Genomic DNA, 25612 nt, shown 5'->3' on the forward strand with positions numbered 1-25612 from the left:
GCCGAGGATCTGGGGTGTCGATCCTCGGTCAGAAGGTCTGACCGAGGGAGAACTGGAAGAACTGGGTATCGTCGCCGCTCTCGTCGTTGAGCGGCTCGGCGACACTGAAGGTCAGCGGGCCCACCGGGGTCAGCCAGGAGAGTCCCAGGCCGACGCTGTAGCGCAGGTCGCCGAGGTCGACCCCCGAGTTGCAGCTGGAGGTACGACCATCCTCCACCGGGTAGCAGTCGGTGAGGAAGGTGTTGCCGCCGTCGATGAACAGCGAGCTCTGCACCGTGCGCTGGTCCTCGATGAAGGGGGTCGGGAAGATCAGCTCGGCGCTGCCCTGCACCAGCACGTTACCGCCCAGGGTGCGATCGCGGGTGGAGCTATCATTCGGCGGCGTGGTGGGCTGACCCAGGGTATTGCCGGTGAAGCCGCGCACCGAGCCCAGGCCCCCGGCATAGAAGTTCTCGTAGAACGGATAGGGGTCGCTGCCGCCCAGGGTATCGGCATAACCCAGCTCGCCGCTGAACTTCAGCGCCCAGTCGTGGTTGTCGTCCAGCGCGAAGAGCTGGCGAGCCTCGGCGCGCAGCTTGGCGTATTCGGCGTCGCTGCCCGGCACCGCGGACTCCAGCGAGAGGCGCTGGTAGCTGCCGTCGGTGGGCATGATGCCACGGTTGAGGTTGTTGCGGGTCCAGCTGGCGGTCAGCTTCAGGGCCTGGCCGTCGGCACCCTGGTCGTCGACATAGCGTTTGATCTCCGACGCCGTGTCGTTGTAGGTCTTGATGGTCAGGTCCTCCACCGCGGTGCCGAAGTTGAGGCGCGTGATCTCGTTGATCGGATAGCCGAAGTTGATCCCGGCACCGTAGGCGTCGGTGGAGTAGGTGGAGATGTCGGAGTCCTCGTAGTCGGACTCGCGATAGTAGAGGTTATAGCCCCGGGAGATCCCGTCCATGGTCCAGTAGGGATCGGTGAAGCCGAAGTTGATGCTGGTGAAGGTATCGCTGCGCTGGGCGCCGATGTTCACCCGGTTGCCGGTGCCCAGGAAGTTGCTCTGGGAGAGGCCCACCCCGTAGATGACGCCGGCGCTCTGGGAGAAGCCGATGCTGGCGGAGATGGAGCCTGAGGGCTGCTCCTCGACGCTATAGGTGACGTCGAGCTTGTCCGGCTCGCCGGCCACCGGCTGGGTCTCCACCTCGACCTGCTTGAAGAAGCCCAGGCGCTCCAGGCGCTGCTGGGACTGACTGATCGCCTCGGTGGAGGCCGGCGCGCCCTCCATCTGGGTCATCTCGCGGCGCAGCACCTCGTCCATGGTGGTGGTATTGCCGACGAACTCGATGCGCCGCACATAGGCGCGACGGCCCGGATCGACCCGGAACACCAGGTCGACGGTCTCGCCATCGGCAGAGGTCTCGGGAATGCCATCGACGCTGGCGAAGGCGTAGCCGTCGGCACCCAGGCGGGCACGCAGCGCCTCGGTGGAGGCGGTGACATCGCTGCGCGAGAAGGTCTCGCCCGGGGTGACCTCCAGCAGCTCACGCGCCTCGCGCTCGCTGATCGTCAGGTCGCCCACGAATCGCACGTCGCCAAGCCGGTACTCGCCGCCCTCGTCGACGTTGATGGTGACGAAGATCTCGGACTTGTCGGGGCTGATCGAGACCTGGGTCGACTCGACGTTGAAGTTGACATAGCCACGGTCCAGATAGAAGGAGCGCAGCCGCTCGAGGTCGCCGGCCAGCGCCTCCCGGGAGTACTCATCCTTGGAGAACCAGCCGAAGATGCGACCCGGACGGTCGTTGAGCTCGAACACCTCGCGCAGGGTCTCGTCGTCGAACGCCTGGTTGCCGACGATATTGATCTGGCGGATCTTGGCCACCGCCCCTTCGTCGATGTCGATGTCGACCTGAACACGGCCCTCGTCGATCTCGCGCACACTGGTCTCGATGCCGGCGCTGTAGCGCCCCTGGGCCTGATAGACGCCTTCGAGCTCGCGCTCGATCTCCTCCAGGGTGGAGAGCTGCAACACCTGCCCCTCCTCGAGGCCGGCCTCGCGCAGCCCCTGGCGCAGCTGGTCTTCATCGAGCTGGCGGTTGCCGTCGATATTGAGGCGGCTGATGGTGGGGCGCTCGACCACCTGGATGATCAGCACGTCGCCCTCGCGGGCCAGCCTGACATCCTCGAACAGGCCGGTGGCGAACAGCTCGCGTGCCGCCTCGGCGAGCTCACGCTCGTCGACGCGATCCCGGGCGGTGACAGGAAAGGCGTTGAAGACGGAGGCGGCAGAGATGCGCTGCAGGCCCTCCACCCGAATGTCGGCAACGTCGAAAGGTTCCGCCTGGGCCACGCTGGCCCCGGCAAGCAGCAGTGCCGCCAGTCCGATGGTCTTGATTTTCATGCAGTCGATTCGCTCGCGTTGATCTGCCAAACCTGTCCAGACAGGCACCTTATACACTTGTGCAGCCCACTGACAAGGCGAGGGACGGCCTACCAGAGCCGCATCAGGTCGAAATAGATCGCCATCAACATCAGGGTACCCACCAGCGCCAGGCCGATGCGCAGGCCGATGGCCTGGGTGCGCTCCGAGACCGGCCGACCGCGAACCACCTCCATGGCATAGTAGAGCAGGTGGCCACCATCCAGCACCGGAATCGGCAGCAGGTTGAGCACCCCCAGGCTGATCGACAGGTAGGCCAGGAAGCCGACGAAGCTCTCCAGGCCGGCACGCGCCGAGTCGCCGGAGATCTGAGCGATGGTGATCGGCCCCGAGAGGTTGGAGGGCGAGATCAGCCCCACCAGCATCTTGCGCACCGCATCGAAGGTCAGCGTGATCATCTCGCCGGTGCGCGCGAAGGCCTCGCCCACCGCGGCCACCGGCCCGTAGCGGATCTCGCGGCGATACTCCTCGGGCCACTCCACCGGCGCCACTCCGGCGCCGATGTAACCGATGGTCACGCCCTCCTCGAGGGTGTTCTCGCGGGGCGACACCGCAAGGGTCAGCGTCTCGCCGTCGCGGCGCACCGAGAGCTCCAGGGTCTCCCCCGGGCTGCCACGCACGACATCGACGAACGCGATCCAGTCGTCCACCGGCTCGCCCGCCACCGCGAGGATCTCGTCGCCGGGCGCCAGCCCCGCCTCGGCGGCGGCCTCGCCCTCAATCACCTGGCCCAGCACCGCCGGCATCGGCGGCCGCCAGGGGGTCACCCCGAGGCTCGGCAGCGGCTGCGGAGGATCCTGGCGCACCAGCCAGTTCTCCACCGGTAGACGATACTCCCGGGGCTCCGTGGTCGCGTCGCTGCGGGTGTCGAGGGTGAGCTCGCCGCTCATGCCGATGGCGGCCACCAGCTTGAGGTTGATCTCGTCCCAGCCGCGCACCGCCTCGCCCTGTACCGCGGTGATCTCGTGCCCGGCCTCCAGGCCGCCCCGCTCGGCGGGCGAGCCCGGCGTCACCTCCCCGATCACCGGCGCCACCGTGGTGGTGCCGGCCACGAACAGCGCCCAGTAGGCCACCAGGGCGAGGAGGAAGTTGGCCAGGGGACCGGCGGCGACGATGGCGATGCGCTGCCAGACATTCTTGCGATTGAAGGCGCGGTCGAGTTCCCCGGGCGGCACCTCTCCCTCACGCTCGTCGAGCATCTTGACGTAGCCGCCAAGCGGGATGGCGGCGATGGCGAACTCGGTGCCGTGGCGGTCACGCCGCGACCAGATCGGCGTGCCGAAGCCCACCGAGAAGCGCAATACCTTCACCCCGCAACGCCGGGCCACCCAGAAGTGGCCGAACTCGTGGAAGGTGATCAGCAGGCCCAGTACCACGATCACGGCCAGGATATTCTGGATCACGCCCAAGTCACTCTCCTCCTGACGGCATGGCTAACCTCATGAATAAGTGGCCTCACCTCACAGGCGTGCCAGGTAGATCTCGGCGGCCCGCCGCGCCCGGGCATCGGCCTCGAGGACCGCCTCGAGCTCATCGGCCGGCCGCACCGGCTCGGCGTCACGCACCCTCGCCACCAGCTCGGCGATACCGGTGAAGGGCAGCCGCCCGGCCAGGAAGGCCGCCACCGCCACCTCGTTGGCGGCATTGAGCACCGCCGGCGCCGTGCCGCCGGCCGCCATGGCCTCCCGGGCCAGGCGCAGGCAGGGAAAGGCGATCTCGTCGGGCGGCTCGAAGTCGAGTCGCGCGACCTGAAAGAGGGCCAGCGAGCGCACGCCGGCGTCGATGCGCTCGGGCCAGGCCAGCCCATAGGCGATGGGCGTGCGCATGTCGGGATTGCCGAGCTGGGCGATCACCGAGCCGTCGCTGTAGGCGGCCATGGAGTGGATCACGCTCTGCGGGTGCACCACCACCTGAACCTGGTCGGGGCGCGCATCGAACAGCCAGCACGCCTCGATCAGCTCGAGCCCCTTGTTCATCAGGGTGGCGCTGTCCACCGAGATCTTCTGCCCCATGCTCCAGTTGGGGTGGGCGCAGGCCTGGGCGGGCGTGACCCCGGCCAGCGCCTCGGCCGACCAACCTCGGAAGGGGCCGCCGGAGGCGGTCAGCAGCAGCTGGGTCACCCCGTGACGCGCCAGGCCGCCACGATGCTCCACGGGTAGACACTGGTAGATGGCATTATGTTCGGAGTCGATGGGCAGCAGGGTGGCACCATGGTGCGTCACCGCCTCCATGAACAGCGCCCCGGACATCACCAGGGCTTCCTTGTTGGCCAGCAGCACCCGCTTGCCGGCGCGCACCGCGGCGAGGGTCGGCAGCAGGCCCGCGGCACCCACGATGGCCGACATCACCACCTCGGCCTCGGTGGCCTCGGCCACCTCCACCAGCGCCGCGGCGCCGCTGCGCACCTCGGTGGCGATGCCGGCATCGGCCAGGCGCTCGCGCAGCCAGGCGGCGTCGGCCTCACGCTCGAGCACCGCCAGCGTAGGTCGGTGACGCCGGCACAGCGCCAGCAGCGCCTCGCGGGAGCGATGGGCGGTGAGGGCGTGGAGGCGGTAGCGCTCGGGATGGCGCTCGATCACATCCAGGGTGCTGGTGCCGATGGAGCCGGTGGCGCCCAGCACGGTGACCCCCTGACGCTGCGGGGCAGTATCGCTTGCCATGCTAGATCACCCCCGGTGCGAGCAGGGCGAACAGCGGCAACGCGGCGGTCAGGCTATCGATGCGGTCGAGCACCCCGCCGTGGCCGGGCAGCAGGTTGCTGGAATCCTTGATGCCGCGATGGCGCTTGAGCATGCTCTCGAGCAGGTCGCCGAGCACCGAGACCAGGGTCACCGCCAGGGTGGTCAGCACCAGCAGGGCGGCATCGACCGCGACCAGTCCCTGGCCAATGGCGAACACCAGGGCCAGGGCCAGCGTGGCCGCCATGCCGCCGAGCACGCCCTCCCAGCTCTTGCCGGGACTGACCCGCGGCGCCAGTTTCTGGCGCCCGAAGGCGCGGCCGGCGAAGTAGGCACCGATGTCGGCGCTCCACACCAGCAGCAGCACGAAGAGCAGCCAGAGGCCCCCGGTCTCGCGCAATACATTGAGCCCCACCCAGGCGGGCAGCAGCACCCAAAGGCCCATGGCCAGGCGCCTGGAGGAGGACGACCACTGATTCGTGCGCTCGGGGTAACGGGTGACCCAGGTGAGGTTGAGCGCCCAGCCGGCCAGGCCCAGCCATAGCGGCCAGGCGGCCTGGATGGCTCCGCTGACCCACAGCAGCGCCATGGCCACGGCCAGCACGCCGACCAGCCCCAGGCGACGCCCACGCTCGGCGATGCCGGCCAGGTTGGTCCACTCCCAGCCGCCCAGCAGCACGATGGCCGCGGTGAAGAGCGCGAAGGCGCCACCGGTGAGGCCGAACAGGCCGACCAGCATCAGCGGTGCCAGCCAGGCGGCGGTGATGATGCGCTGTCTAAGCACCTTGTGCCTCGTCGATCTGGTCATCGGTCATGCCGAAGCGCCGCTTGCGGCGCCGGAAGTCTTCCAGTGCCGCATCGAAGGCGTCGGCGTCGAAATCGGGCCACAGGCGCTGCGTGAAGTACAGTTCGGCGTAGGCCAGCTCCCAGAGCACGAAGTTGGAGATGCGCTGCTCACCGCTGGTGCGGATGCACAGGTCCACCGGCGCCACCCCGGCAAGGCTCAGCTGGCCGGCGAAGGCGGCCTCGTCGATGTCCGCCGGTGCCAGCTCGCCCGCGGCGACCCGCTCGCCCAGGCGGCGCGCCGCTCGGGCGAGGTCCCAGTGGCCGCCGTAGTTGGCGGCGATCACCAGGTGCAGGCGCGTGTTGTCGCGGGTGCGAGCCTCGGCCCGGGCGATGTGCTTCTGAATCGAGTCCGAGAACCCCGAGAGGTCACCGATCACCGACAGCCGGATGCCGTTGGCATGCAGCTTGTTCACCTCGCGCTTGAGCGCCAGCAGGAACAGCTCCATCAGCGCGCTCACCTCGGCCCTGGGCCGCTTCCAGTTCTCGCTGGAGAAGGCGAACAGGGTCAGGGTCTCGACGCCGCGCTCGGCGGCGCGGCGAATGGTGGCGCGCACCGCCTCGACGCCGGCGTGATGGCCACGCACGCCGGAGAGGCCGCGGGCCTTGGCCCAGCGATTGTTGCCATCCATGATGATCGCCACGTGACGCGGCAGACCGGCCTCGGTGGTGGCAGAAGCGCCGGCATCGGAGCCGGCGTCGGGGGAGTGCGTTGACGTCATGGGGTCTCGCTTCGGGTGTGTCGCTGCCGCCCGGCCGCGAGCGGGCCGGGCGGATGTCCTCAGACCTGCATCAGGTCGTGTTCCTTGGACTCCAGGGTCTTGTCGATCTCGGCGATGTACTTGTCGGTCAGCTTCTGGATCGCCTCCTCGGCCTGGCGCTGCTCGTCCTCGCTGATCTCCTTCTCCTTGAGCAGGGACTTGATATCGCCGTTGGCGTCGCGGCGCACGTTGCGCACCGCCACCCGGGAGTTCTCGGCCTCATGACGCGCCTGCTTGATGTAGCCCTTGCGGGTCTCCTCGGTGAGCATCGGCAGCGGCACGCGGATGTTGTTGCCGGCGGTCGAGGGGTTCAGGCCCAGATCGGAGGTCATGATCGCCTTCTCGACCTTGGGCACCATGCTCTGCTCCCAGGGCACCACCGAGAGGGTGCGGGCATCCTCGGTGTTGATGTTGGCCACCTGATTCAGCGGAACCTGGCTGCCATAATAGTCGACGGTCACCGAATCCAGGATGCTGGAGTGGGCACGCCCGGTACGAATCTTGTTCAGGTTGCCGTGGAGCGCCTCGACGCTCTTCTTCATCCGGCTCTCTGCGTCCTTCTTGATGTCATTGATCACGATATCAGCCTCTGTCTATCAGCGTGCCTTCCTCGCCGCCCACCACCAGGTTGAGCAGGGCGCCGGGCTTGTTCATGTTGAAGACGCGTACCGGCATGTCATGGTCCCGCACCAGGCAGATGGCGGTCAAATCCATGACGCCGAGCTTCTGGGCCAGCGCGTCGTCGTAGCTGAGCTGGTCATACTTGACCGCGTCCGGATACTTGACCGGATCCTTGTCGTAGACCCCGTCCACCTTGGTGGCCTTGACCACCACATCGGCATCGATCTCGATGCCGCGCAGGCAGGCCGCGGAGTCGGTGGTAAAGAAGGGGTTGCCGGTGCCGGCGGAGAACAGCACCACGTCACCGGAGGTGAGATAGCGGATGGCGGTCCGCCGATCATAGTGCTCCACCACGCCGCTCATGGGAATCGCCGACATCACCCGCGAGCGGATATTGGAGCGCTCCAGGGCATCGCGCATGGCCAGGGCGTTCATCACCGTGGCCAGCATGCCCATGTGATCGCCGGTGACCCGCTCCATGCCGGCTTCGTGGAGGGCGGCACCGCGGAACAGGTTGCCGCCACCGACCACGATGCCCACCTGGACGCCGATGCCGACCAGCTGCCCGATCTCCAGCGCCATGCGGTCGAGCACCTTGGGGTCGATGCCGAACTCGGCATCGCCGGTCAGCGCCTCGCCGGAGAGCTTGAGCAGGATACGCTTGTACTTCGACTTCTGGGAGCGTGGCTTGGCGGGCGCTTCGACGTGATCGGATGTGGACATCGCATCATCTCCTGGGCATCAGCGGTGGCATGACGGGGCGACCGGATCGACCGGCCGGATACGCGAAGGCGTGCGCTCGCGCGCACGCCATCATCTTAGCGGAACTTCAGACCTCAGCTGCGCTTGGCCTGTTCCATCACTTCCTTGGCGAAGTCGACCTCTTCCTTCTCGATGCCCTCACCCACCTCGAAACGGGTGAAGCCGACCACCTCGCCGCCGGCCGCCTTGACAAACTCGGCCACGGACTGGTCCTGATTCTTGACGAAGGGCTGCTCGGTCAGGCTGTTCTCGGCCAGGTACTTCTTGAGGCGGCCCTGGACCATCTTCTCGGCGATCTGCTCGGGCTTGCCGGCCATGTCGGGCTGGGCCAGGATGATCGCCTTCTCGGCGTCCAGCTGCTCCTGGGGCATGTCCTCGGGACGCGCCACGGCCGGGTTGATGGCGGCGACGTGCATGGCGACGTCCTTGGCCACCTCGGCGTTGCCACCCTTGAGCTCGGTCAGCACGCCGATACGGCCGCCGTGGACGTACTCGCCCACCAGGTTGCCGGCGCCGGCCTCGACCACCACGCTGCGACGCACACCGATGTTCTCGCCGATCTTCTGCACCAGCTGCTCGCGAGCGGTTTCCAGATCGCCGGCCATGACGGCGGCCACGTCTTCGCTCTTGGCGGCGAAGAAGGCATCGGCGATCTTCTCGGCGAAGGCCGTGAAGTTATCGTCACGAGCGACGAAGTCGGTCTCGGAGTTGATCTCGACCATCACGCCGTAGCTGCCATCCTCGGCCACGCGGGTCACCACGATGCCTTCGGCGGCGGTACGACCGGCCTTCTTGGCGGCCTTGAGACCGGAATTCTTGCGCAGGTTCTCGATGGCCTGATCGATGTCACCGCCGGTCTCGGTGAGGGCCTTCTTGCACTCCATCATGCCGAGCCCGGTACGCTCGCGCAGTTCCTTGACCTGGGAGGCGCTGATAGCTGCCATGGGTGTCACCTCTGAATATCTCGGGAAGTGGGCCGGACCCCTCCCGGGGGAGAGTCCGGAAAATTCGGAGAAGAAAGGGGGCCGCGGCCCCCTTCTCGTCTAACCGGCATCGATGGCAGCGGCATGACAGGCCGCCCACAGCCGCCGATCAGACGGGCCGCGATCACTCGGCGGCGCTGTCGCTTTCCTGAGCGGCGGGCTCTTCGGTCACCTCGACGAACTCGTCGGGACGACCCTCCTTGGCACGCGCGCAGGCGTCGGCGATGGACTTGACGTAGATCTGGATGGCACGGATGGAGTCATCGTTGCCGGGGATCACGTAGTCGACGCCGTCCGGGTCGGAGTTGGTATCCACCACGCCGATGACCGGGATGCCCAGCTTGTTCGCCTCGTTGATGGCGATGCGCTCATGGTCGACATCGATCACGAACAGGGCGTCGGGCAGGCCACCCATCTCCTTGATACCACCCACGGACCGCTCGAGCTTGTCCTGCTCGCGGGTCGCCATCAGCACTTCCTTCTTGGTCAGCTTCTCGAAGGTGCCGTCCTCGTGCATGGTCTCGAGGTCGCGCAGGCGCTTGATGGAAACGCGGATGGTCTTGTAGTTGGTCAGCATGCCGCCGAGCCAGCGGTGATTGACGAACGGCTGGCCGACGCGGTTGGCCTCTTCCTTGATGATCTTGCTCGCGCTGCGCTTGGTGCCGACGAACAGGATCTTGTTGTTGGCCGCGGCCATCTTCTCGACCACGTCGATCGCCTCGTTGAGGGCCGGCAGGGTGTGCTCGAGGTTGATGATGTGGATCTTGTTGCGGGCGCCGAAGATGAACTTGCTCATCTTCGGGTTCCAGTACTTGGTCTGGTGACCGAAGTGGGCACCTGCCTTGAGCAGGTCACGCATGTTGACGTGTGCCATGGATGACTCCTGAAATATCGGGTTAGGCCTCCATGCACCCCATGGATCCGACCGCCGCATCTCTCGATCTCGACAAGAGACGCCGCAGCACCCGGGACCATGTGCCGGTGCATGTGTGTTTTCAAGGCGTTATGTTGATTGACGCCCTCGCTATCGCGGGCTCCCGGCCCGGCTTCGCGACCGAGGGGGTCGCAAGAGACGCTGCCGACGGGCTCGGCGATTGCAGGAAGGCGCGCAGCTTTATACCATGGAATAACGCCGAGATGAAGCCGTCCGCGCGCGTGCCGCTCCATCGCACGGACGCCCCACCCCCGAATCCGAGACCTCATGAACGTACCCATCAAGACGCCCGACGAGATCGAGAAGATGCGCGAGGCGGGCCGCCAGGCCGCCCGCGTGATCGAGATGATCACCCCCCACGTCAAGGCCGGCATCTCCACCGGCGAGATCGACCGCCTGTGCCACGACTTCATCGTCGACGAGTTGGGCTCGACCCCCGCCCCGCTCAACTACCACGGCTTCCCCAAGTCGGTGTGCACCTCGATCAACCACGTGGTGTGCCACGGCATCCCCGATGACGCCAAGAAACTCAAGAATGGCGACATCATGAACCTGGACATCACCGTGAAGACCGCCGACGGCTACCACGGCGACTCCAGCGTGATGTTCGTGATCGGCGAGACCATCCAGGGTGAGCGCCTGTGCCGGGTCACCCAGGAGTGCCTCTACCGGAGCATGGCGCTGATGCGCCCGGGCGTGCGCCTCTCCGAGCTTGCCCGAGCCATCCAGAAGCACGCCGAGGCCAACGGCTACTCGGTGGTGCGCGACTTCTGCGGCCACGGCATCGGCGCCAGCTTCCACGAGGACCCGCAGGTGCTGCACTACGACGGCTATGCCCCCGAGGCCGACATCGAACTCGCCGCCGGCATGTGCCTGACCATCGAGCCGATGATCAACGTGGGGGGCTACCGCACCAAGGTGCTGCGCGACGACTGGACCGCGGTGACACGCGACCGCAGCCTCTCCGCCCAGTGGGAGCACACCCTGCTGGTCACCGAGTCCGGCGTCGAGGTGCTGACCGCACGCAGCGACGAAGACCTCTCCTTCCTCGAGCACTGAGCCGATGCTGCTCCACCACTACCGCTTCACGCCGGACGAGACACTGTTCGACGTCGACGGCTTTCGCGAGGAGCTCTCGGGCAGCCGCTCGCCGATCGCCCCCTTCAAGGCGGCACTGCGCGAGATCCAGGCGCGCCTCGACGAGCGTTTCCGCGCCGGGGCCGATATCCGCGACCTGGTCCACGGCCGCGCCTGGTGCCTGGACCGGCTGTTGGCGGTGGCCTGGGAGCAGCACGCCTGGCCCGACGAGGGCGTGGCCCTGCTCGCCGTGGGCGGCTACGGCCGCGGCGAGCTGCACCCCCACTCCGACGTCGACCTGCTGCTGCTGCTCGAGCAGGACGACGACACCCCCTACCGGGAGGCACTGACCGCCTTCATCACCTTCCTGTGGGACATCGGCCTGGAGATCGGCCACAGCGTGCGCTCGCTGGCCGACTGCGAGCGCGAGGCCGGCGCCGATGTCACGGTGATCACCAACCTGCTGGAGAGCCGCACCATCGCCGGCCCCGAGCCCCTGCGCGAGGCGATGAAGGCACGCCTGGCCCCGGAGCGCGTGTGGCCGGCAGACCGCTTCTTCGAGGCCAAGTGGCAGGAACAGATCAACCGCCACTACCGACACAACAACTCCGAGTACCACCTGGAGCCCAACATCAAGAGTGCCCCCGGTGGGTTGCGCGATATCCAGATGATCGGCTGGGTGGCCAAGCGGCACTTCGGCAGCGAGCGCTACGAGGACCTGGTCGCCACGGGTTTCATGAACGATCCGGAGCTGCGCATCCTCAGCCAGGGCCAGGCCTTCCTGTGGCAGGTGCGCTACGCCCTGCACATGCTCACCGAGCGTGCCGAGGACCGCCTGCTGTTCGACCATCAGCGCACCATCGCCGAGCTGTTCGGCTTCCGCGATAGCCCCGAACGCCTCGCCGTCGAGCAGTTCATGAAGCGCTACTATCGCCATGTGACCGCACTGGCCGGCCTCAACGACATGCTGCTGCAGCACTTCGACGAGGCGATCCTCCACGCCGGCGAGGCCCTGCCGGTGACCCCCCTCAACGAGCGCTTCGAGATCAAGGATGGCTTCATCCAGGCCCGCTCGCGCACCGTCTTCCGCGACCGCCCCTCGGCGCTGCTCGAACTCTTCCTGCTGATGGCCGAGCACCCCAGGATCGAGGGGGTGCGGGCCGACACCATCCGCCAGATCCGCGACCATCGCCACCTGATCGATGGCCTTTACCGCGACGACGTGCGCCACCAGAGCCTGTTCATGGAGCTGCTGCGCTCCGGTGGTAACGTGGCGCGCCAGCTGCGGCGCATGAATCGTTACGGCGTGCTGGGCAAGTACCTGCCGGAGTTCGGCCGCGCCGTGGGGCTGATGCAGCACGACCTGTTCCATATCTACACCGTGGACGCCCACACCCTGCGCCTGCTGAAGTTCATCCACGGCTTCCGCAAGCCCGAGGCCCGCGAGACCTTCCCGGTGGCCGCCAACGTCATCCATCAGCTGCCCAAGCTGGAACTGCTGTGGATCGCCGGGCTCTACCATGACATCGGCAAGGGGCGCGGCGGCGACCACTCGCTGCTCGGCGCCCGCGACGTGGAGGCCTTCGCCGAGCGCCATGGCCTCTCGCCCCGGGACACCCGCCTGGTGAGCTGGCTGGTGGAGCACCACCTGACCATGTCCATGGTGGCCCAGAAGCGCGACATCACCGACCCCGACGTGATCGCCGAGTTCGCCCGCCTGGTGGGCGACGAGACGCGCCTCGACTACCTCTATGTGCTGACCGTGGCCGATATCAACGCCACCAACCCCACGCTGTGGAACGGCTGGCGCGCCTCGCTGCTGCGCCAGCTCCACACCGAGACCAAGCGCGCCCTGCGCCGCGGCCTGGAGAACCCCCTGGAGCGCAACGACTGGGTCAACGAGACCCGCGACGAGGCGCTCTCGCTGCTCGCCGCGGTGGGCGCCGACATGGACCGGGTACGGCGGCTGTGGGAGTCGCTGGGCGAGGACTACTTCCTGCAGTACGCGCCCAGCGAGATCGCCTGGCAGACCCAGGGCATCCTCGCCCACGCCGACAGCCAGCTGCCGCTGATCCTGCTCAGCGCCCCGGCCGAGGGCATGGCGGAAGGCGGCACCAAGGTGTTCATCCACACCCGCTCGGTGGACGACCTGTTCGCCGCCACCGCCGCGGCCATGGACCAGCTCGGCCTCTCCATCCACGATGCGCGCATCGCCACCTCCAGCAACGACTGGACGCTGAACACCTTCATCGTGCTCGACGACCATGGCGACCCGATCCGCGAGCCCGAGCGGCTGGAGGAGATCCGCGCCCACCTGGTGGAGGAGCTCGACGATCCCGACGACTATCCCCAGATCGTCACCCGCCACACCCCGCGCCAGCTGCGCCACTTCAAGGTGCCCACCGAGGTGATCATCGAGCAGGACCCGGCCAACGAGCGCACCCTGCTGGAGCTGATCGCGCCCGACCGCCCCGGCCTGCTGGCCCGGGTGGGTCGCATCTTCATGGAGCAGGACATCGCCCTCTCCGCGGCCAAGATCGCCACCCTCGGCGAGAAGGTGGAGGACGTCTTCTTCATCACCGACAAGGCCGGGGCGCCCCTCACCGACCCCGAGCGCCAGGCACGGCTGCGCGAGCGCCTGGTGGAGGTGCTGGATGTCTCCGGCTGAGGTCGCAAGTTACGTGCAGAGGTGCTCGGGGCTGATCCGTCGACAGGTCTGCGAGGAGGCGCTGTGAATACTTCCCTGTACGCTACCGACGCCATCCCTGGCGTAGGACCTCCTCTACGACCTGTCCCCGGCGCCCCTCGTGCATGGCCTCGCGTTTGAGGCCTACTGCGGGCTTCCCTATAATCGAGCCCCTTCTCCGACAACGACCCACATAACGACGCCCGAGGCCACGGCCCAGAGGCGCGCCTGGACCCCCATGAACCCCGATCTCGACGCCCTCAAGCCCTACCCCTTCGAGCGGCTGGCCGCCCTCAGGGCCGGTGTGACGCCCCCCGAGGAGCTCGCGCACATCCCGCTGACCATCGGCGAGCCCCGGCACGCCCCCTACGCCGCGGCCCTCGAGGCGCTGCACGCCCACCAGGACGACTTCGCCCGCTACCCGGCCACCGCCGGGCTCCCGGCGCTGCGCGAGGCGATTGGCGACTGGGCCACGCGGCGCTTCGGTCTCGCCGGGCTCGACCCCGAGACCCAGGTGCTGCCGGTCAACGGCACCCGCGAGGCGCTGTTCGCCTTCGTCCAGGCGGCACTCGACCGCACGCGCCCGGCCAGGGTGGCCATGCCCAACCCCTTCTACCAGATCTACGAGGGCGCCACCCTGCTGGCCGGCGGCGAGCCGCTCTATCTCGACTGCCGCGCCGAGAACGGCTTTCGCCCCGACCTCGACGCCGTGCCCGCCGACACCTGGCGCCAGGTGCAGATCCTGTTCCTCTGCTCGCCGGGCAATCCCACCGGCGCGGTGACGCCGCTCAACGAATTCAAGAGACTCATTGCCCTGGCGGATGAACACGACTTCATCATCGCCTCGGACGAGTGCTACTCGGAGCTCTACCTCGACGAGGCCGCCCCGCCGCCGGGGCTGCTCGAGGCCTGCGCGGCGCTGGGGCGCCACGACTACCGCCGCTGCCTGGTGTTCCACTCGCTCTCCAAGCGTTCCAACCTGCCGGGGCTGCGCTCCGGCTTCGTGGCCGGCGACGCCGACCTGATCGCCCCCTTCAAGCGCTACCGCACCTATCACGGCTGCGCCATGGCGCTGCCGCTGCAGCAGGCCTCGATCGCCGCCTGGAGCGACGAGGCCCATGTCCGCGCCAACCGCGATGCCTATCGCGAGAAGTTCGCCGCGGTGACCGAGATCCTCGCCCCGGTGATGGACTTCCCCGCCCCCGAGGCGAGCTTCTACCTGTGGCCGGCGGTACCCGGCGGCGACGATGAGGCCTTTACACGGGAGCTGCTGCGCCATGCCAACGTCAGCGTGCTGCCCGGTTCCTATATGGGTCGTCCCGCTGCCGACGACAGGATGGGCCGCGACGACACGCGCGGCACCAACCCCGGCCGCGGCCGCGTGCGCCTGGCGCTGGTGGCCGAGGCCCGGGCCACCGCCGAGGCGGCACGCCGCATCCGCGACCTCATCGAAAGGAGGCTGTGATGTTCACCCTGTATGGCATCAAGAACTGCGACACCTGTCGCCGCGCGCGCAAGGCGATGGATGGCTCCGGGGTTCCCTACCAGTTCCATGACCTGCGCGAGGATGGCCTCTCCGCGCCGCTGCTCGAGCATATCCTCGACAAGGTGCCGGTGCTCACGGCGCTCAACAAGCGCAGCACCACCTGGCGCAACCTGCCCGACGAGGAAAAGCGGGAGGTGGACGCCAACAGTGCCCGCGAGCTGCTGCTCGCCCACCCCACCCTGCTCAAGCGCCCGCTGCTGGATACCGGCGAGGAGATCCGCGTCGGCTACCGCGATGGCGACTACGATGACCTCCAGGGCTGACCCCCGACTCTCACGACCCACGTTATTCACACTCGACCCACGAGGACTCTCGACATGCTGAGCTTTGCACTCGGAACCGGCACCCAGAATACCCAGGGCGACTGGCTGGAGATCTACTACCCCGCCCCGCTGCTGAATCCCGACGACGGCCTGGTCGAGGCGGTCAAACGGGTGCTGGACGTGCCGGCGGGCAACGCCGCGGTGAGCTTCCTGCCCGAGCAGTGCGCCGAGCTGGCCGGCGCCCTCAAGGCCGCCGGCCACCCCGAGCAGGCGGAACTGGCCGAGGCCTTCGCCGGCGCGACACGCCCGCTGGTGGCGATGTTCATCGCCGAGGACCAGCCTCCCCAGGGCGCGCCCGAGGTCTACCTCAAGCTGCACCTGCTCTCCCACCGCCTGGTCCAGCCCCACGGCCTCGACCTCACCGGCATGTTCGGCCTGCTGCGCAATATCGCCTGGACCAGCGAAGGCGCCATCGACGTCCAGGAGCTGCCCGCTCGCCGCCTCAAGGCACGACTGGAGGGCCGCCCGCTCTCCGTGGATTGCGTCGACAAGTTCCCCAAGATGACCGACTACGTGGTACCGAGTGGCGTGCGCATCGCCGACACCGCCCGGGTGCGCCTGGGTGCCTACCTGGGCGAGGGCACCACGGTGATGCACGAGGGCTTCGTCAACTTCAACGCCGGCACCGAGGGGCCGGGCATGATCGAGGGCCGCATCTCCGCCGGCGTGATGGTCGGCAAGGGCTCGGACCTCGGCGGCGGCTGCTCCACCATGGGCACCCTCTCCGGCGGCGGCAATATCGTGATCAAGGTCGGCGAGGGCTGCCTGATCGGTGCCAATGCCGGCATCGGCATCCCCCTGGGCGACCGCTGCACTGTGGAGGCGGGCCTCTATCTCACCGCCGGCGCCAAGATCACCCTGCTCGACGACCAGGGCCAGGAGGTCAAGACCGTGGCCGCCCGCGAGCTGGCCAACCAGGACGACCTGCTGCTGCGCCGCAACTCCCAGAACGGCCGCATCGAGTGCCTGACCAACAAGAGTGCCATCGCGCTCAACGAGGCGCTGCATGCCCATAACTGATCCCGCCGGTCTCACGTCCACCCTGAGGCTCGCCTTCGACCTGCTGGCGCGCCCCTCGGTGACGCCGGACGACCTGGGGTGTCAGGAGTTGATGATCGAGCGCCTCGCGGCGCTCGGTTTCCATATCGAACGCCTGCCCTTCGGCGACGTCGAGAACTTCTGGGCCACCCGCGGCCACCACGGCCCGCTGCTGGCCTTCGCCGGGCATACCGACGTGGTACCCAGCGGCCCCCACACCCGCTGGGACTTCCCGCCCTTCGAGCCCTGCATCGACGACGACGGCATGCTGCGGGGCCGTGGCGCCGCCGACATGAAGGGCAGCCTGGCGGCGATGGTCACCGCGGTGGAGCGCTTCGTGGCGGACCACCCCGATCACCATGGCCGCCTGGGGTTCCTGATCACCTCCGACGAGGAGGGGCCCGCGATGGACGGCACCCGGGCCGTGGTGGAGCACCTGCGCGAGCGCCACGAGCGCCTCGACTACTGCATCGTCGGCGAGCCCTCCTCCACGTCCCGACTGGGCGACGTGATCAAGAACGGCCGCCGCGGCTCGCTGGGCGGCGTGCTGCATATCAGGGGCGTGCAGGGCCACGTGGCCTATCCTCACCTGGCGAAGAACCCCATCCACCAGGCGCTGCCCGCGCTGGATGCGCTGACCCAGGAGCACTGGGACGCCGGCAACGACTTCTTCCCCGCCACCAGCTTCCAGGTCTCGAACTTCCGCTCGGGCACCGGTGCCACCAACGTCATCCCCGGCGAGGTGGAGGCGGTATTCAACTTCCGCTTCTCGACCGAGGTCACCCACGCGGAGCTCCGGGCACGCACCGAGGCCATCCTCGACGCCCACGGCCTCGACTATGAGCTGGACTGGACCCTCAACGGCGAGCCCTTCCTCACCGCCGAGGGTGAGCTCGTGGAGGCGGCGGTGCGCGGCGTGGAGGAGGTCACCGGCCAGGCGCCGGAGCTCTCCACCAGCGGCGGCACCTCCGATGGGCGCTTCATCGCCACCCTGGGCAGCCAGGTGGTGGAGCTCGGGCCCCTCAACGCCACCATCCACCAGGCCAACGAGCGGATACGCGCCGCCGACCTGGACGAGCTGAGCCGCATCTACGAGGCGGTCATGAAGCACCTGTTCATCAACGGCAGCGCCTGACCCTGAGGCTTCCATGACAGCTGACAGCGAAACCCGCTACCCCGATATCGAGATCTACCTGGCCAAGGCCCCCATGGCGTCGCTGAACGAGTGGCTGGGTATGGCCATCGGCGCCGAGCCCCTGACCCCCGTCGGCAAGGGCAAGTGGCGCAGCAGCGGCCTTGTGGGGGAGCACGCGATCCCGGTGCTGCTGATGGAGCGCGCCGCCGACGGCTTTGCCAGCCTGTGGTTCGACAGCGCGGAGACCCCCTGGCCCGACGACGCGGCCTGCGCCCGCGCCGCCGCCAGGCACCTGGGAAGCGAGGTACGCTGCTCGCTGGGCGGCTGGCAGCCCGGCGACGAGCCCGACCGCTTCCTGCGGGTGCTCCCCGACGGCCGCGAGGAGGAGATCCACTGGCCCGACTCCGGCCAGTAGCCGCAAACGACATCGCCCCGCGAGTGCGGGGCGATGTCGTGTCGGACGAAAGCCGGGGTGACGCAGGCCGCACCGACGGACGGAACGCCGCCGGGCACGGCCGAGTGGCTAGGTGATCACAGTAACGTCGTCGGCCTGCAGCCCCTTCTCGTTCTCCACCACGTGATAGCGCACCTTCTGGCCCTCGGCCAGGGTGCGATGGCCGCGGCCGCGGATGGCGCGGAAGTGGACGAAGACATCCTCGCCGCTGTCGCGGGTGATGAAACCGTACCCCTTGTTGACGTTGAACCACTTCACCTCGCCGAGCTCGCGGTCGTCGCTCTCGATCTCGGCCAAGTTGACCAGCTGGGGGCTAAGGGCATTGACCGCCAGGGTGGCGACCAGCAGCACCAGGAAGACCGCCAGCGCCGCGGCGGCATAGACCACGGCCACGCCACCGATGCGCAGGCTGTCGAACAGCGCCTCCGACAGGGCGCCGCCGGCCAGATGAATGAACAGGGCGATCAGCAGCGGCGCCGGGGCGGCGAGCAGCAGGCTGACCAGACTACAGCGAAACATGACCTTGCGATTCATGGACTCGAATGACTCTCTTGTTGGTAATGAACGATGTTGACAACCAGTGTTAACAACCACGGGAAGGTGCCAAGGTGAACGGTGACACACAGCGACAGGATTCTAGCATGAGCAAGACACAGGCGTCCGACGCCCTGAACGAGCGCCTGGAGGCGCTGGAGAGCCGTATCGCCTATCAGGAGCACTGGCTGGACACCCTGGACCAGGCCGTCGCCGCCCAGGAGACGCGCCTGACCAGGCTGGAGCGCATCAATGCACTGATGCAGCAGAAGATCCGCGAGCAGCAGCGGGCGCTGCAGGAGGGTGACGCGGCGCAACCTCGCCCCGAGGACGAGCTGCCGCCGCACTATTGACCCCAGCTTCAAGGGGTAAGGAGCAAGGGACGATAAGCGGCGGCACCTAGGCGAGCGGCGCCGGGGACAGGCCTGGCAGGGGGTCCTACGCCAGGGATGGCGTCGGTAGCGCCCAGGGAGGGGTTTACAGCGCCCCCGTACAGGCCTGTCGCCGGGTAAGCCGCGACCTCATGCCACATTAGGCAGCGAGGCCACGTCACGCTCGGCACTCGCCGCCGTTACACCTCGTCCAGGTAGCGCTCGGCGTCCAGGGCGGCCATGCAGCCGCTGCCAGCAGAGGTGATCGCCTGGCGGTAGACATGATCCATGACATCGCCGGCGGCAAACACGCCCGGCACGCTGGTAGCGGTGGCGTTGCCGTCGAGGCCCGACTTGACCCGGATATAACCCCCGCTCATTTCCAGCTGCCCCTCGAAGATGCCGGTGTTGGGGCTATGGCCGATGGCGATGAACACGCCCGGCGCGGCAATCTCCTTCGTCTCGCCGCTCTCGGTGGACTTGAGGCGCACGCCGGTTACCCCGGTGTTGTCGCCCAGCACCTCGTCCAGGGTGTGGTTCCACTCCAGCACCACCTTGCCCTCCTCAGCTTTCTGAAAGAGCTTGTCCTGGAGGATCTTCTCCGAGCGCAGGCTGTCGCGACGGTGCACCAGGGTCACCTTGGAGGCGATGTTGGCCAGGTAGAGCGCCTCCTCCACGGCGGTGTTGCCGCCGCCCACCACGACCACCTGCTGGTTGCGGTAGAAGAAGCCATCGCAGGTCGCGCAGGCCGACACGCCCTGGCCCATGAACGCCTGCTCGGAGGGCAGGCCCAGGTAGCGGGCGCTGGCGCCGGTGGCGATGATCAGGGCGTCACAGGTATAGGTGCCGCTATCACCCTTCAGGGTATAGGGCTTCTCACGCAGCTCGACCTCATTGATGTGATCGAACAGCACCTCGGTGTCGAAGCGCTCGGCGTGGCGCTGCATGCGCTCCATCAGCTCGGGACCCTGCACGCCGGCATCGTCGCCGGGCCAGTTATCCACGTCGGTGGTGGTGGTCAGCTGACCGCCCGCCTGGATGCCGGTGATCAGCAACGGCTTGAGGTTGGCGCGGGCAGCATAGACCGCGGCGGTGTAGCCCGCCGGGCCGGAGCCGAGAATGATCAGGCGTTCGTGACGCGCATCGCTCATGGGAAAACCTCGTGGCTGTAGCGTTCAGAAAGGGGGCGCCATTGTAGCAGCCGCGGCGCCTCTCCGCGGCCGGCTAGAGCACCTCGTCATCGCGGCCCAGGATCACCGTCAGCGACTCGGGATCGCCGGGGTCGGCATCGATACGCACCTGGATCGGCGCGCAGCAGACGTGACAATCCTCCCAGGTGAACTGGCTGCCCTGGGAGACATCCAGCAGCAGATCGAAGGGCGCATCGCAGTAGGGGCAACGCACTCGTCGCGGGATAAGCGACTCTTCATGCATGGGAACTCCCCGACCATCCTCGGCCTGTCATGGACTGGTGCCATCCTGCCGGCTCGGCAGCACGGACGCATGGGTGGTGACATGGCGCCGGGCCCGGGGCATTTCAAGCGCCTCCCGGGCAGCGGTTGAAAAGCCCGCCTATCATGACCATGTACTCTCAAGCGTACCAGGAAGGTTCGTTCACTCTCCGCGACGAGGAGGACTTCGATGAGCACCGATTCCATTCCCGACACCCTGCAGACCCTCGAGGCCTCGGGTAACACCTATCACTACTACAGCCTGCCGAAGGCCGCCGAGGCGCTGGGAAGCATCGACCGCCTGCCCAAGACCCTCAAGATCCTGCTGGAGAATCAGCTGCGCTTCGCCGATGACGAGAGCGTCTCCCGCCAGGACATGCAGGCGCTGGTCGACTGGCAGAAGAAGGGCCGCTCCGACCGCGAGATCGGCTATCGCCCGGCTCGTGTACTGATGCAGGACTTCACCGGGGTGCCCGGGGTAGTCGATCTCGCCTCCATGCGTGCCGCCGTGGAGAGCCTGGGAGAGGACCCTGCGCGCATCAACCCGCTGTCGCCGGTGGACCTGGTCATCGACCACTCGGTGATGGTGGACAAGTTCGGCAACCCCACGGCGTTCAAGGACAACGTGGCCATCGAGATGGAGCGCAACCACGAGCGCTACGAGTTCCTGCGCTGGGGCCAGCAGGCCTTCGACAACTTTCGCGTGGTGCCGCCCGGCACCGGCATCTGCCACCAGGTCAACCTCGAGTACCTGGGCAAGACGGTGTGGACGAAGGACGAGGACGGCAGGACCCTGGCCTACCCGGACACCCTGGTGGGCACCGACTCTCATACCACCATGATCAACGGCCTGGGCGTGCTCGGCTGGGGCGTGGGCGGCATCGAGGCCGAGGCGGCCATGCTCGGCCAGCCGGTCTCCATGCTGATCCCCGAGGTGGTGGGCTTCAAGCTTACCGGCAAGCTGCGCGAGGGGATCACCGCCACCGACCTGGTGCTCACCGTGACCCAGATGCTGCGCAACCATGGCGTGGTGGGCAAGTTCGTCGAGTTCTACGGCGACGGTCTCAAGGACCTGCCGCTGGCCGACCGCGCCACCATCGCCAACATGGCCCCGGAGTACGGCGCCACCTGCGGCTTCTTCCCGGTGGACGACGAGACCCTGACCTACATGCGCCTCACCGGCCGCGACGACGCCCAGCTGGCGCTGGTGGAGTCCTACAGCAAGGCCCAGGGACTGTGGCGCGAGCCCGGCGACGAGCCGGTGTTCAGCGACACCCTGGCGCTGGACATGACCGAGGTCGAGGCCAGCCTGGCCGGCCCCAAGCGGCCCCAGGACCGAGTGGCGCTCAAGGACATGAAGTCGACCTTCGCCAAGGTCATGGAGGACGATGGCAAGCCGCTCTCCTCCACCGAGAAGGGCAAGCTGATGTCCGAGGGCGGCCAGACCGCCGTGGGCGTCGAGGAGAGCTACGAACACCACGACAGCCAGGACGTCGATCTCGACGGCGAGGCCTTCCGGCTCGACCCGGGGGCCGTGGTCATCGCCGCCATCACCTCCTGCACCAACACCTCCAACCCCAGCGTGATGATGGCCGCCGGCCTGCTGGCCCGCAAGGCCCGCGAGAAGGGACTCTCCACCAAGCCGTGGGTGAAGACCTCGCTCGCACCGGGCTCCAAGGTGGTCACCGAGTACCTGGCCGCCGGCGGCGTGCAGGATGACCTCAATGCCCTGGGCTTCAACCTGGTGGGCTACGGCTGCACCACCTGCATCGGCAACTCCGGCCCCCTGGCCGAGCCCATCGAGAAGGCCATCGACAAGGCCGACCTCACCGTGGCCTCGGTACTCTCCGGCAACCGCAACTTCGAGGGCCGAGTGCACCCGCTGGTCAAGACCAACTGGCTGGCCTCCCCGCCGCTGGTGGTCGCCTATGCGCTGGCCGGCAACGTCCAGCTCGACCTGACTCGCGAGCCCCTGGGTACCGGCAAGGATGGCGAACCGGTCTACCTCAAGGACATCTGGCCGAGCCAGGCGGAGATCGCCGAGGCCGTGGAGCAGGTCAACACCGAGATGTTCCGCAAGGAGTACGCCGAGGTGTTCGACGGCGACGAGGTCTGGAAGGCCATCGAGGTGCCGCGGAGCAAGGTCTACCAGTGGTCCGACGACTCGACCTACATCCAGCACCCGCCCTTCTTCGAGGGCATGGGGCGCGAGCCCGACGCCATCGAGGACGTCAAGGAGGCACGCATCCTGGCCATGCTGGGCGATTCGGTGACCACCGACCATATCTCGCCGGCCGGCGCCATCAAGCCCGACAGCCCCGCCGGTCGCTACCTGCAGGAGCGCGGGGTCAAGCCGGTGGACTTCAACTCCTACGGCTCCCGCCGCGGCAACCATGAGATCATGATGCGCGGCACCTTCGCCAACGTGCGCATCAAGAACGAGATGCTCGACGGCGTGGTCGGCGGCGAGACCCGCCACGTGCCCTCCGGCGAGCAGATGGCGATCTACGACGCCGCCATGCGCTACCAGCAGGAGGGCACGCCGCTGGTGGTGGTGGCCGGCAAGGAGTACGGCACCGGCTCCTCCCGCGACTGGGCCGCCAAGGGCACCCGCCTTCTCGGGGTGCGGGCGGTGCTGGCAGAGTCCTACGAGCGCATCCACCGCTCCAACCTGATCGGCATGGGGGTGGTGCCGCTGCAGTTCCCCGAGGGCGAGAGCCGCCAGTCGCTGGGCCTCACCGGCGACGAGCAGGTCTCCATCGAAGGGCTCGGTGAGCTCACCCCGGGCGGCCAGGTGAAGGTCACCGTCAAGAGCGACAAGGGCGAGAAGAAGCTCGACGCGCTGTGCCGCATCGACACCGCCAACGAGCTCGAGTACTACCGCCACGGCGGCATCCTGCACTACGTGCTGCGCAAGATGATCGGGTCGGCCTGACAGGACGGCGTAAACCGCCCCCCCATCGCCCAAGCAAAAGGCCCCGCCGGTTTGAACTGACCCCCAATAGTTGGACGGTTCATTCAGCCGGCGGGGCCTTTATCGATTAACTGGGATAGTGCTTCTGATTCATGTCACGAGCGAAGATAGGCTGGCCGCCGCCGGAGCAGAGCAACCGGAGTTGGCAGGCCGCTCAATGAGGATTGCGAGCACCGCCGGCGGCCAGGATATCGAGCGCAGTAATGAATCAGTGCACTATCAGAAGGAGCGGCGACGATAACGCCTGTACTCCGGCGTCCAGCTGTTGCGCTCGATGGCCTCGCGCAGCTTGATGCCATTGGTCTTCAGCGCCACGCCCTCGCCCTGGGCCTGGCCGGCCACGTCGAAGGCGATGGCCTTGGAGAGCTCGCGGATCTTGGCGAGCGGCGGCAGCAGCGCCCCCTCGCCCGCCTTGACGATGGGCGCCTCGCGGGCCAGCGCCCGGGAGGCGGACATCAGCATGTCGTCGGTCACCCGCCGCGCGCCCGAGGCCACCACCCCCAGGCCGATGCCGGGGAAGATATAGGCGTTGTTGCACTGGGCGATGGGGATGACGCGTCCCTCATGCTCCACCGGCGGGAAGGGGCTGCCGGTGGCGACCAGCGCCGCACCGTCGGTCCAGCGAATCACGTCTTCGGGCAGCGCCTCGGCCTGGGAAGTGGGATTGGAGAGCGGCATGATCACCGGCGTCTCGCAGCCGGCATGCATGGTACGCACCACCTCCTCGGTGAAGATTCCCGGTCGCCCGCAAACGCCGATCAGCACCGTGGGCCTGACCCGATGGACCGTTTCTACCAGTTCCTGCCCGCTCCAGCCCTCGGTGAGCGCCGCCTCGTGGGCCAGGCGGCTCTGGAAGTCGCGCAGCCACTCCTGGTCGTCGGTGACCAGCCCCTCGCGGTCGACCATGTAGATACGGGCGCGGGCCTCGCGGTCGGTGAGGCCCTCGGCCTGCATGGCCACCACCACCTGCTCGGCGATGCCGCAGCCGGCGGAACCGGCGCCCACGAACACCACGCGCTGCTGGGCGATGCCCTCACCACGCGCCTGGCAGGCCGCCATCAGGGTGCCCACCACCACCGAGGCGGTGCCCTGGACGTCGTCGTTGAAGCAGCACAGCTCGTCGCGGTAGCGCGTGAGCAGCGGCACGGCGTTGGCCTGAGCGAAGTCCTCGAACTGCAGCAGCACCCTGGGCCAGCGCCGCTTCACGGCGGCGATGAACTCGGCGATGAAGGCGTCGTACTCCTCCTGGGAGATGCGCGGATGACGCCACCCCATGTACATGGGGTCGTCGAGCAGCGCCTGGTTGTTGGTGCCCACGTCGAGCATGATCGGCTGGGTGTAGGCCGGGCTGATGCCGCCACAGGCGGTATACAGCGCCAGCTTGCCGATGGGAATGCCCATGCCGCCGATGCCCTGGTCGCCGAGGCCCAGGATGCGCTCGCCGTCGGTGACCACGATCACCTTGACGTTATCCTTGGTGGAGGAGCGCAGGATGTCATCCATGCGGTCGCGGTCGCCGTAGTTGATGAACAGGCCGCGGTGATTGCGATAGATGTTCGAGAACTCCTGACACGCCTTGCCCACCGTGGGCGTATAGATGATCGGCAGCATCTCCTCGAGATGCTCCGAGACCAATCGGTAGTAGAGGGTCTCGTTATCATCCTGGATGGCGCGCAGGTAGATGTGCTTGTCGAGGTCGGTCTGACACTGGCGGTACTGGCGGTAGGCCCGCTCCAGCTGCTCCTCGATGGTCTCCACGCACTGCGGCAGCAGGCCGATCAGATTGAACTCGATGCGCTCCTCGTGGCTGAAGGCGCTGCCCTTGTTGAGCAGCGGCATCTCCAGCAGCGGCGGGCCGGCATAGGGGATATACAGGGGACGCTTGGATTGGGTGGTCATCTCGACTCTCGATCGGTTGACGGGAACGGGCCGTGGGCGCTCTGCCGGCGCCTTCCCGAATACTCTACCATGCCCGAAACGACCGCGCCCCGGCCGAGGCCGGGGCGCGCTTCACGGGGCAATCAC

The 25612-nt window shown here is 67.6% G+C and carries 22 protein-coding genes; 9 read left to right on the forward strand and 13 right to left on the reverse strand.

Going from position 1 to position 25612, the window contains the following annotated elements; translation table 11 throughout:
- Positions 1–28 precede the first annotated feature (28 nt).
- The 9 genes from bamA to rpsB form a co-directional block, all read right to left on the reverse strand.
- A complete protein-coding gene (gene bamA / locus RAN53_RS11880) occupies positions 29–2377 on the reverse strand; it encodes an outer membrane protein assembly factor BamA (RefSeq protein WP_305797029.1) in 2349 nt (782 codons plus the stop codon).
- Between the two features lie 89 nt (positions 2378–2466).
- Positions 2467–3825, reverse strand: a complete 1359-nt coding sequence (gene rseP / locus RAN53_RS11885; protein WP_305797030.1) for an RIP metalloprotease RseP — start codon at positions 3823–3825, stop codon at positions 2467–2469.
- A gap of 51 nt (positions 3826–3876) precedes the next feature.
- On the reverse strand, positions 3877–5076 hold the full coding sequence (gene ispC / locus RAN53_RS11890; protein WP_305797031.1) for a 1-deoxy-D-xylulose-5-phosphate reductoisomerase: 1200 nt from the start codon (positions 5074–5076) through the stop codon (positions 3877–3879).
- Between the two features lies 1 nt (position 5077).
- Complete coding sequence (locus RAN53_RS11895; protein WP_305797032.1) at positions 5078–5878, reverse strand: phosphatidate cytidylyltransferase; 801 nt, start codon at positions 5876–5878, stop codon at positions 5078–5080.
- Positions 5871–6659, reverse strand: coding sequence for a polyprenyl diphosphate synthase (gene uppS / locus RAN53_RS11900; protein WP_305797033.1), 789 nt, complete (start codon positions 6657–6659; stop codon positions 5871–5873). The genes RAN53_RS11895 and uppS overlap by 8 nt, the downstream gene beginning before the upstream one ends.
- A 59-nt stretch (positions 6660–6718) precedes the next feature.
- Entirely contained in the window at positions 6719–7276 is a 558-nt protein-coding gene (frr, locus tag RAN53_RS11905) for a ribosome recycling factor (protein WP_305797034.1), read from the reverse strand.
- 4 nt (positions 7277–7280) lie between these two features.
- Positions 7281–8042 carry a UMP kinase gene (pyrH, locus tag RAN53_RS11910; RefSeq protein WP_305797035.1) on the reverse strand — a complete coding sequence of 254 codons (762 nt, stop codon included), beginning with the start codon at positions 8040–8042 and terminating at the stop codon, positions 7281–7283.
- A 113-nt stretch (positions 8043–8155) separates the two neighbouring features.
- A complete protein-coding gene (tsf, locus tag RAN53_RS11915) occupies positions 8156–9025 on the reverse strand; it encodes a translation elongation factor Ts (protein ID WP_305797036.1) in 870 nt (289 codons plus the stop codon).
- A 163-nt stretch (positions 9026–9188) separates the two neighbouring features.
- Positions 9189–9938, reverse strand: coding sequence for a 30S ribosomal protein S2 (rpsB, locus tag RAN53_RS11920; protein ID WP_161430051.1), 750 nt, complete (start codon positions 9936–9938; stop codon positions 9189–9191).
- Positions 9939–10265: 327 nt separating this feature from the next.
- Between rpsB and map the strand changes: the two genes are divergently transcribed.
- The 7 genes from map (at position 10266) to RAN53_RS11955 (ending at position 18218) form a co-directional block, all read left to right on the forward strand.
- Positions 10266–11057, forward strand: a complete 792-nt coding sequence (map, locus tag RAN53_RS11925; RefSeq protein WP_305797037.1) for a type I methionyl aminopeptidase — start codon at positions 10266–10268, stop codon at positions 11055–11057.
- A 4-nt stretch (positions 11058–11061) separates the two neighbouring features.
- The gene (locus RAN53_RS11930; RefSeq protein ID WP_305797038.1) at positions 11062–13743 is read left to right on the forward strand and encodes a [protein-PII] uridylyltransferase; all 2682 of its coding nucleotides are present in this window, start codon (positions 11062–11064) and stop codon (positions 13741–13743) included.
- 256 nt (positions 13744–13999) lie between these two features.
- Positions 14000–15226 (forward strand): succinyldiaminopimelate transaminase, encoded by a 1227-nt coding sequence (gene dapC, locus RAN53_RS11935; RefSeq protein ID WP_305797039.1) that lies wholly within the window; start codon positions 14000–14002, stop codon positions 15224–15226.
- The gene (locus tag RAN53_RS11940; protein WP_305797040.1) at positions 15226–15570 is read left to right on the forward strand and encodes an arsenate reductase; all 345 of its coding nucleotides are present in this window, start codon (positions 15226–15228) and stop codon (positions 15568–15570) included. The genes dapC and RAN53_RS11940 overlap by 1 nt, the downstream gene beginning before the upstream one ends.
- Before the next feature lie 54 nt (positions 15571–15624).
- Positions 15625–16650, forward strand: coding sequence for a 2,3,4,5-tetrahydropyridine-2,6-dicarboxylate N-succinyltransferase (dapD, locus tag RAN53_RS11945; protein ID WP_305797041.1), 1026 nt, complete (start codon positions 15625–15627; stop codon positions 16648–16650).
- Positions 16637–17803 carry a succinyl-diaminopimelate desuccinylase gene (dapE, locus tag RAN53_RS11950; protein WP_305797042.1) on the forward strand — a complete coding sequence of 389 codons (1167 nt, stop codon included), beginning with the start codon at positions 16637–16639 and terminating at the stop codon, positions 17801–17803. The genes dapD and dapE overlap by 14 nt, the downstream gene beginning before the upstream one ends.
- A gap of 13 nt (positions 17804–17816) precedes the next feature.
- Positions 17817–18218: a hypothetical protein gene (locus tag RAN53_RS11955; RefSeq protein WP_305797043.1), complete on the forward strand. Its 402-nt coding sequence runs from the start codon at positions 17817–17819 to the stop codon at positions 18216–18218.
- A 108-nt stretch (positions 18219–18326) separates the two neighbouring features.
- Here the strand turns inward: RAN53_RS11955 and RAN53_RS11960 are convergent, their stop codons facing one another.
- The gene (locus tag RAN53_RS11960) at positions 18327–18791 is read right to left on the reverse strand and encodes a cold-shock protein (RefSeq protein WP_305797044.1); all 465 of its coding nucleotides are present in this window, start codon (positions 18789–18791) and stop codon (positions 18327–18329) included.
- Between the two features lie 107 nt (positions 18792–18898).
- On the opposite strand from RAN53_RS11960, the gene RAN53_RS11965 reads away from it, so the two are divergent.
- Positions 18899–19144, forward strand: coding sequence for a SlyX family protein (locus RAN53_RS11965; RefSeq protein ID WP_305797045.1), 246 nt, complete (start codon positions 18899–18901; stop codon positions 19142–19144).
- Positions 19145–19362: 218 nt separating this feature from the next.
- Here RAN53_RS11965 and trxB read toward each other — a convergent pair whose 3' ends face one another.
- Positions 19363–20313 (reverse strand): thioredoxin-disulfide reductase, encoded by a 951-nt coding sequence (trxB, locus tag RAN53_RS11970; RefSeq protein ID WP_305797046.1) that lies wholly within the window; start codon positions 20311–20313, stop codon positions 19363–19365.
- A 73-nt stretch (positions 20314–20386) separates the two neighbouring features.
- Positions 20387–20596: a CPXCG motif-containing cysteine-rich protein gene (locus RAN53_RS11975; protein WP_305797047.1), complete on the reverse strand. Its 210-nt coding sequence runs from the start codon at positions 20594–20596 to the stop codon at positions 20387–20389.
- Positions 20597–20803: 207 nt separating this feature from the next.
- Between RAN53_RS11975 and acnA the strand changes: the two genes are divergently transcribed.
- A complete protein-coding gene (acnA, locus tag RAN53_RS11980; RefSeq protein ID WP_305797048.1) occupies positions 20804–23548 on the forward strand; it encodes an aconitate hydratase AcnA in 2745 nt (914 codons plus the stop codon).
- 258 nt (positions 23549–23806) lie between these two features.
- On the opposite strand, the gene RAN53_RS11985 is transcribed toward acnA, so the two are convergent.
- Positions 23807–25486 (reverse strand): NAD-dependent malic enzyme, encoded by a 1680-nt coding sequence (locus tag RAN53_RS11985; RefSeq protein ID WP_305797049.1) that lies wholly within the window; start codon positions 25484–25486, stop codon positions 23807–23809.
- Between the last annotated feature and the right edge of the window lie 126 nt (positions 25487–25612).

Origin of the sequence: Halomonas sp. SSL-5 (assembly GCF_030708455.1) — a bacterium.
In the GTDB taxonomy this organism is placed as follows: Bacteria; Pseudomonadota; Gammaproteobacteria; order Pseudomonadales; family Halomonadaceae; genus Halomonas.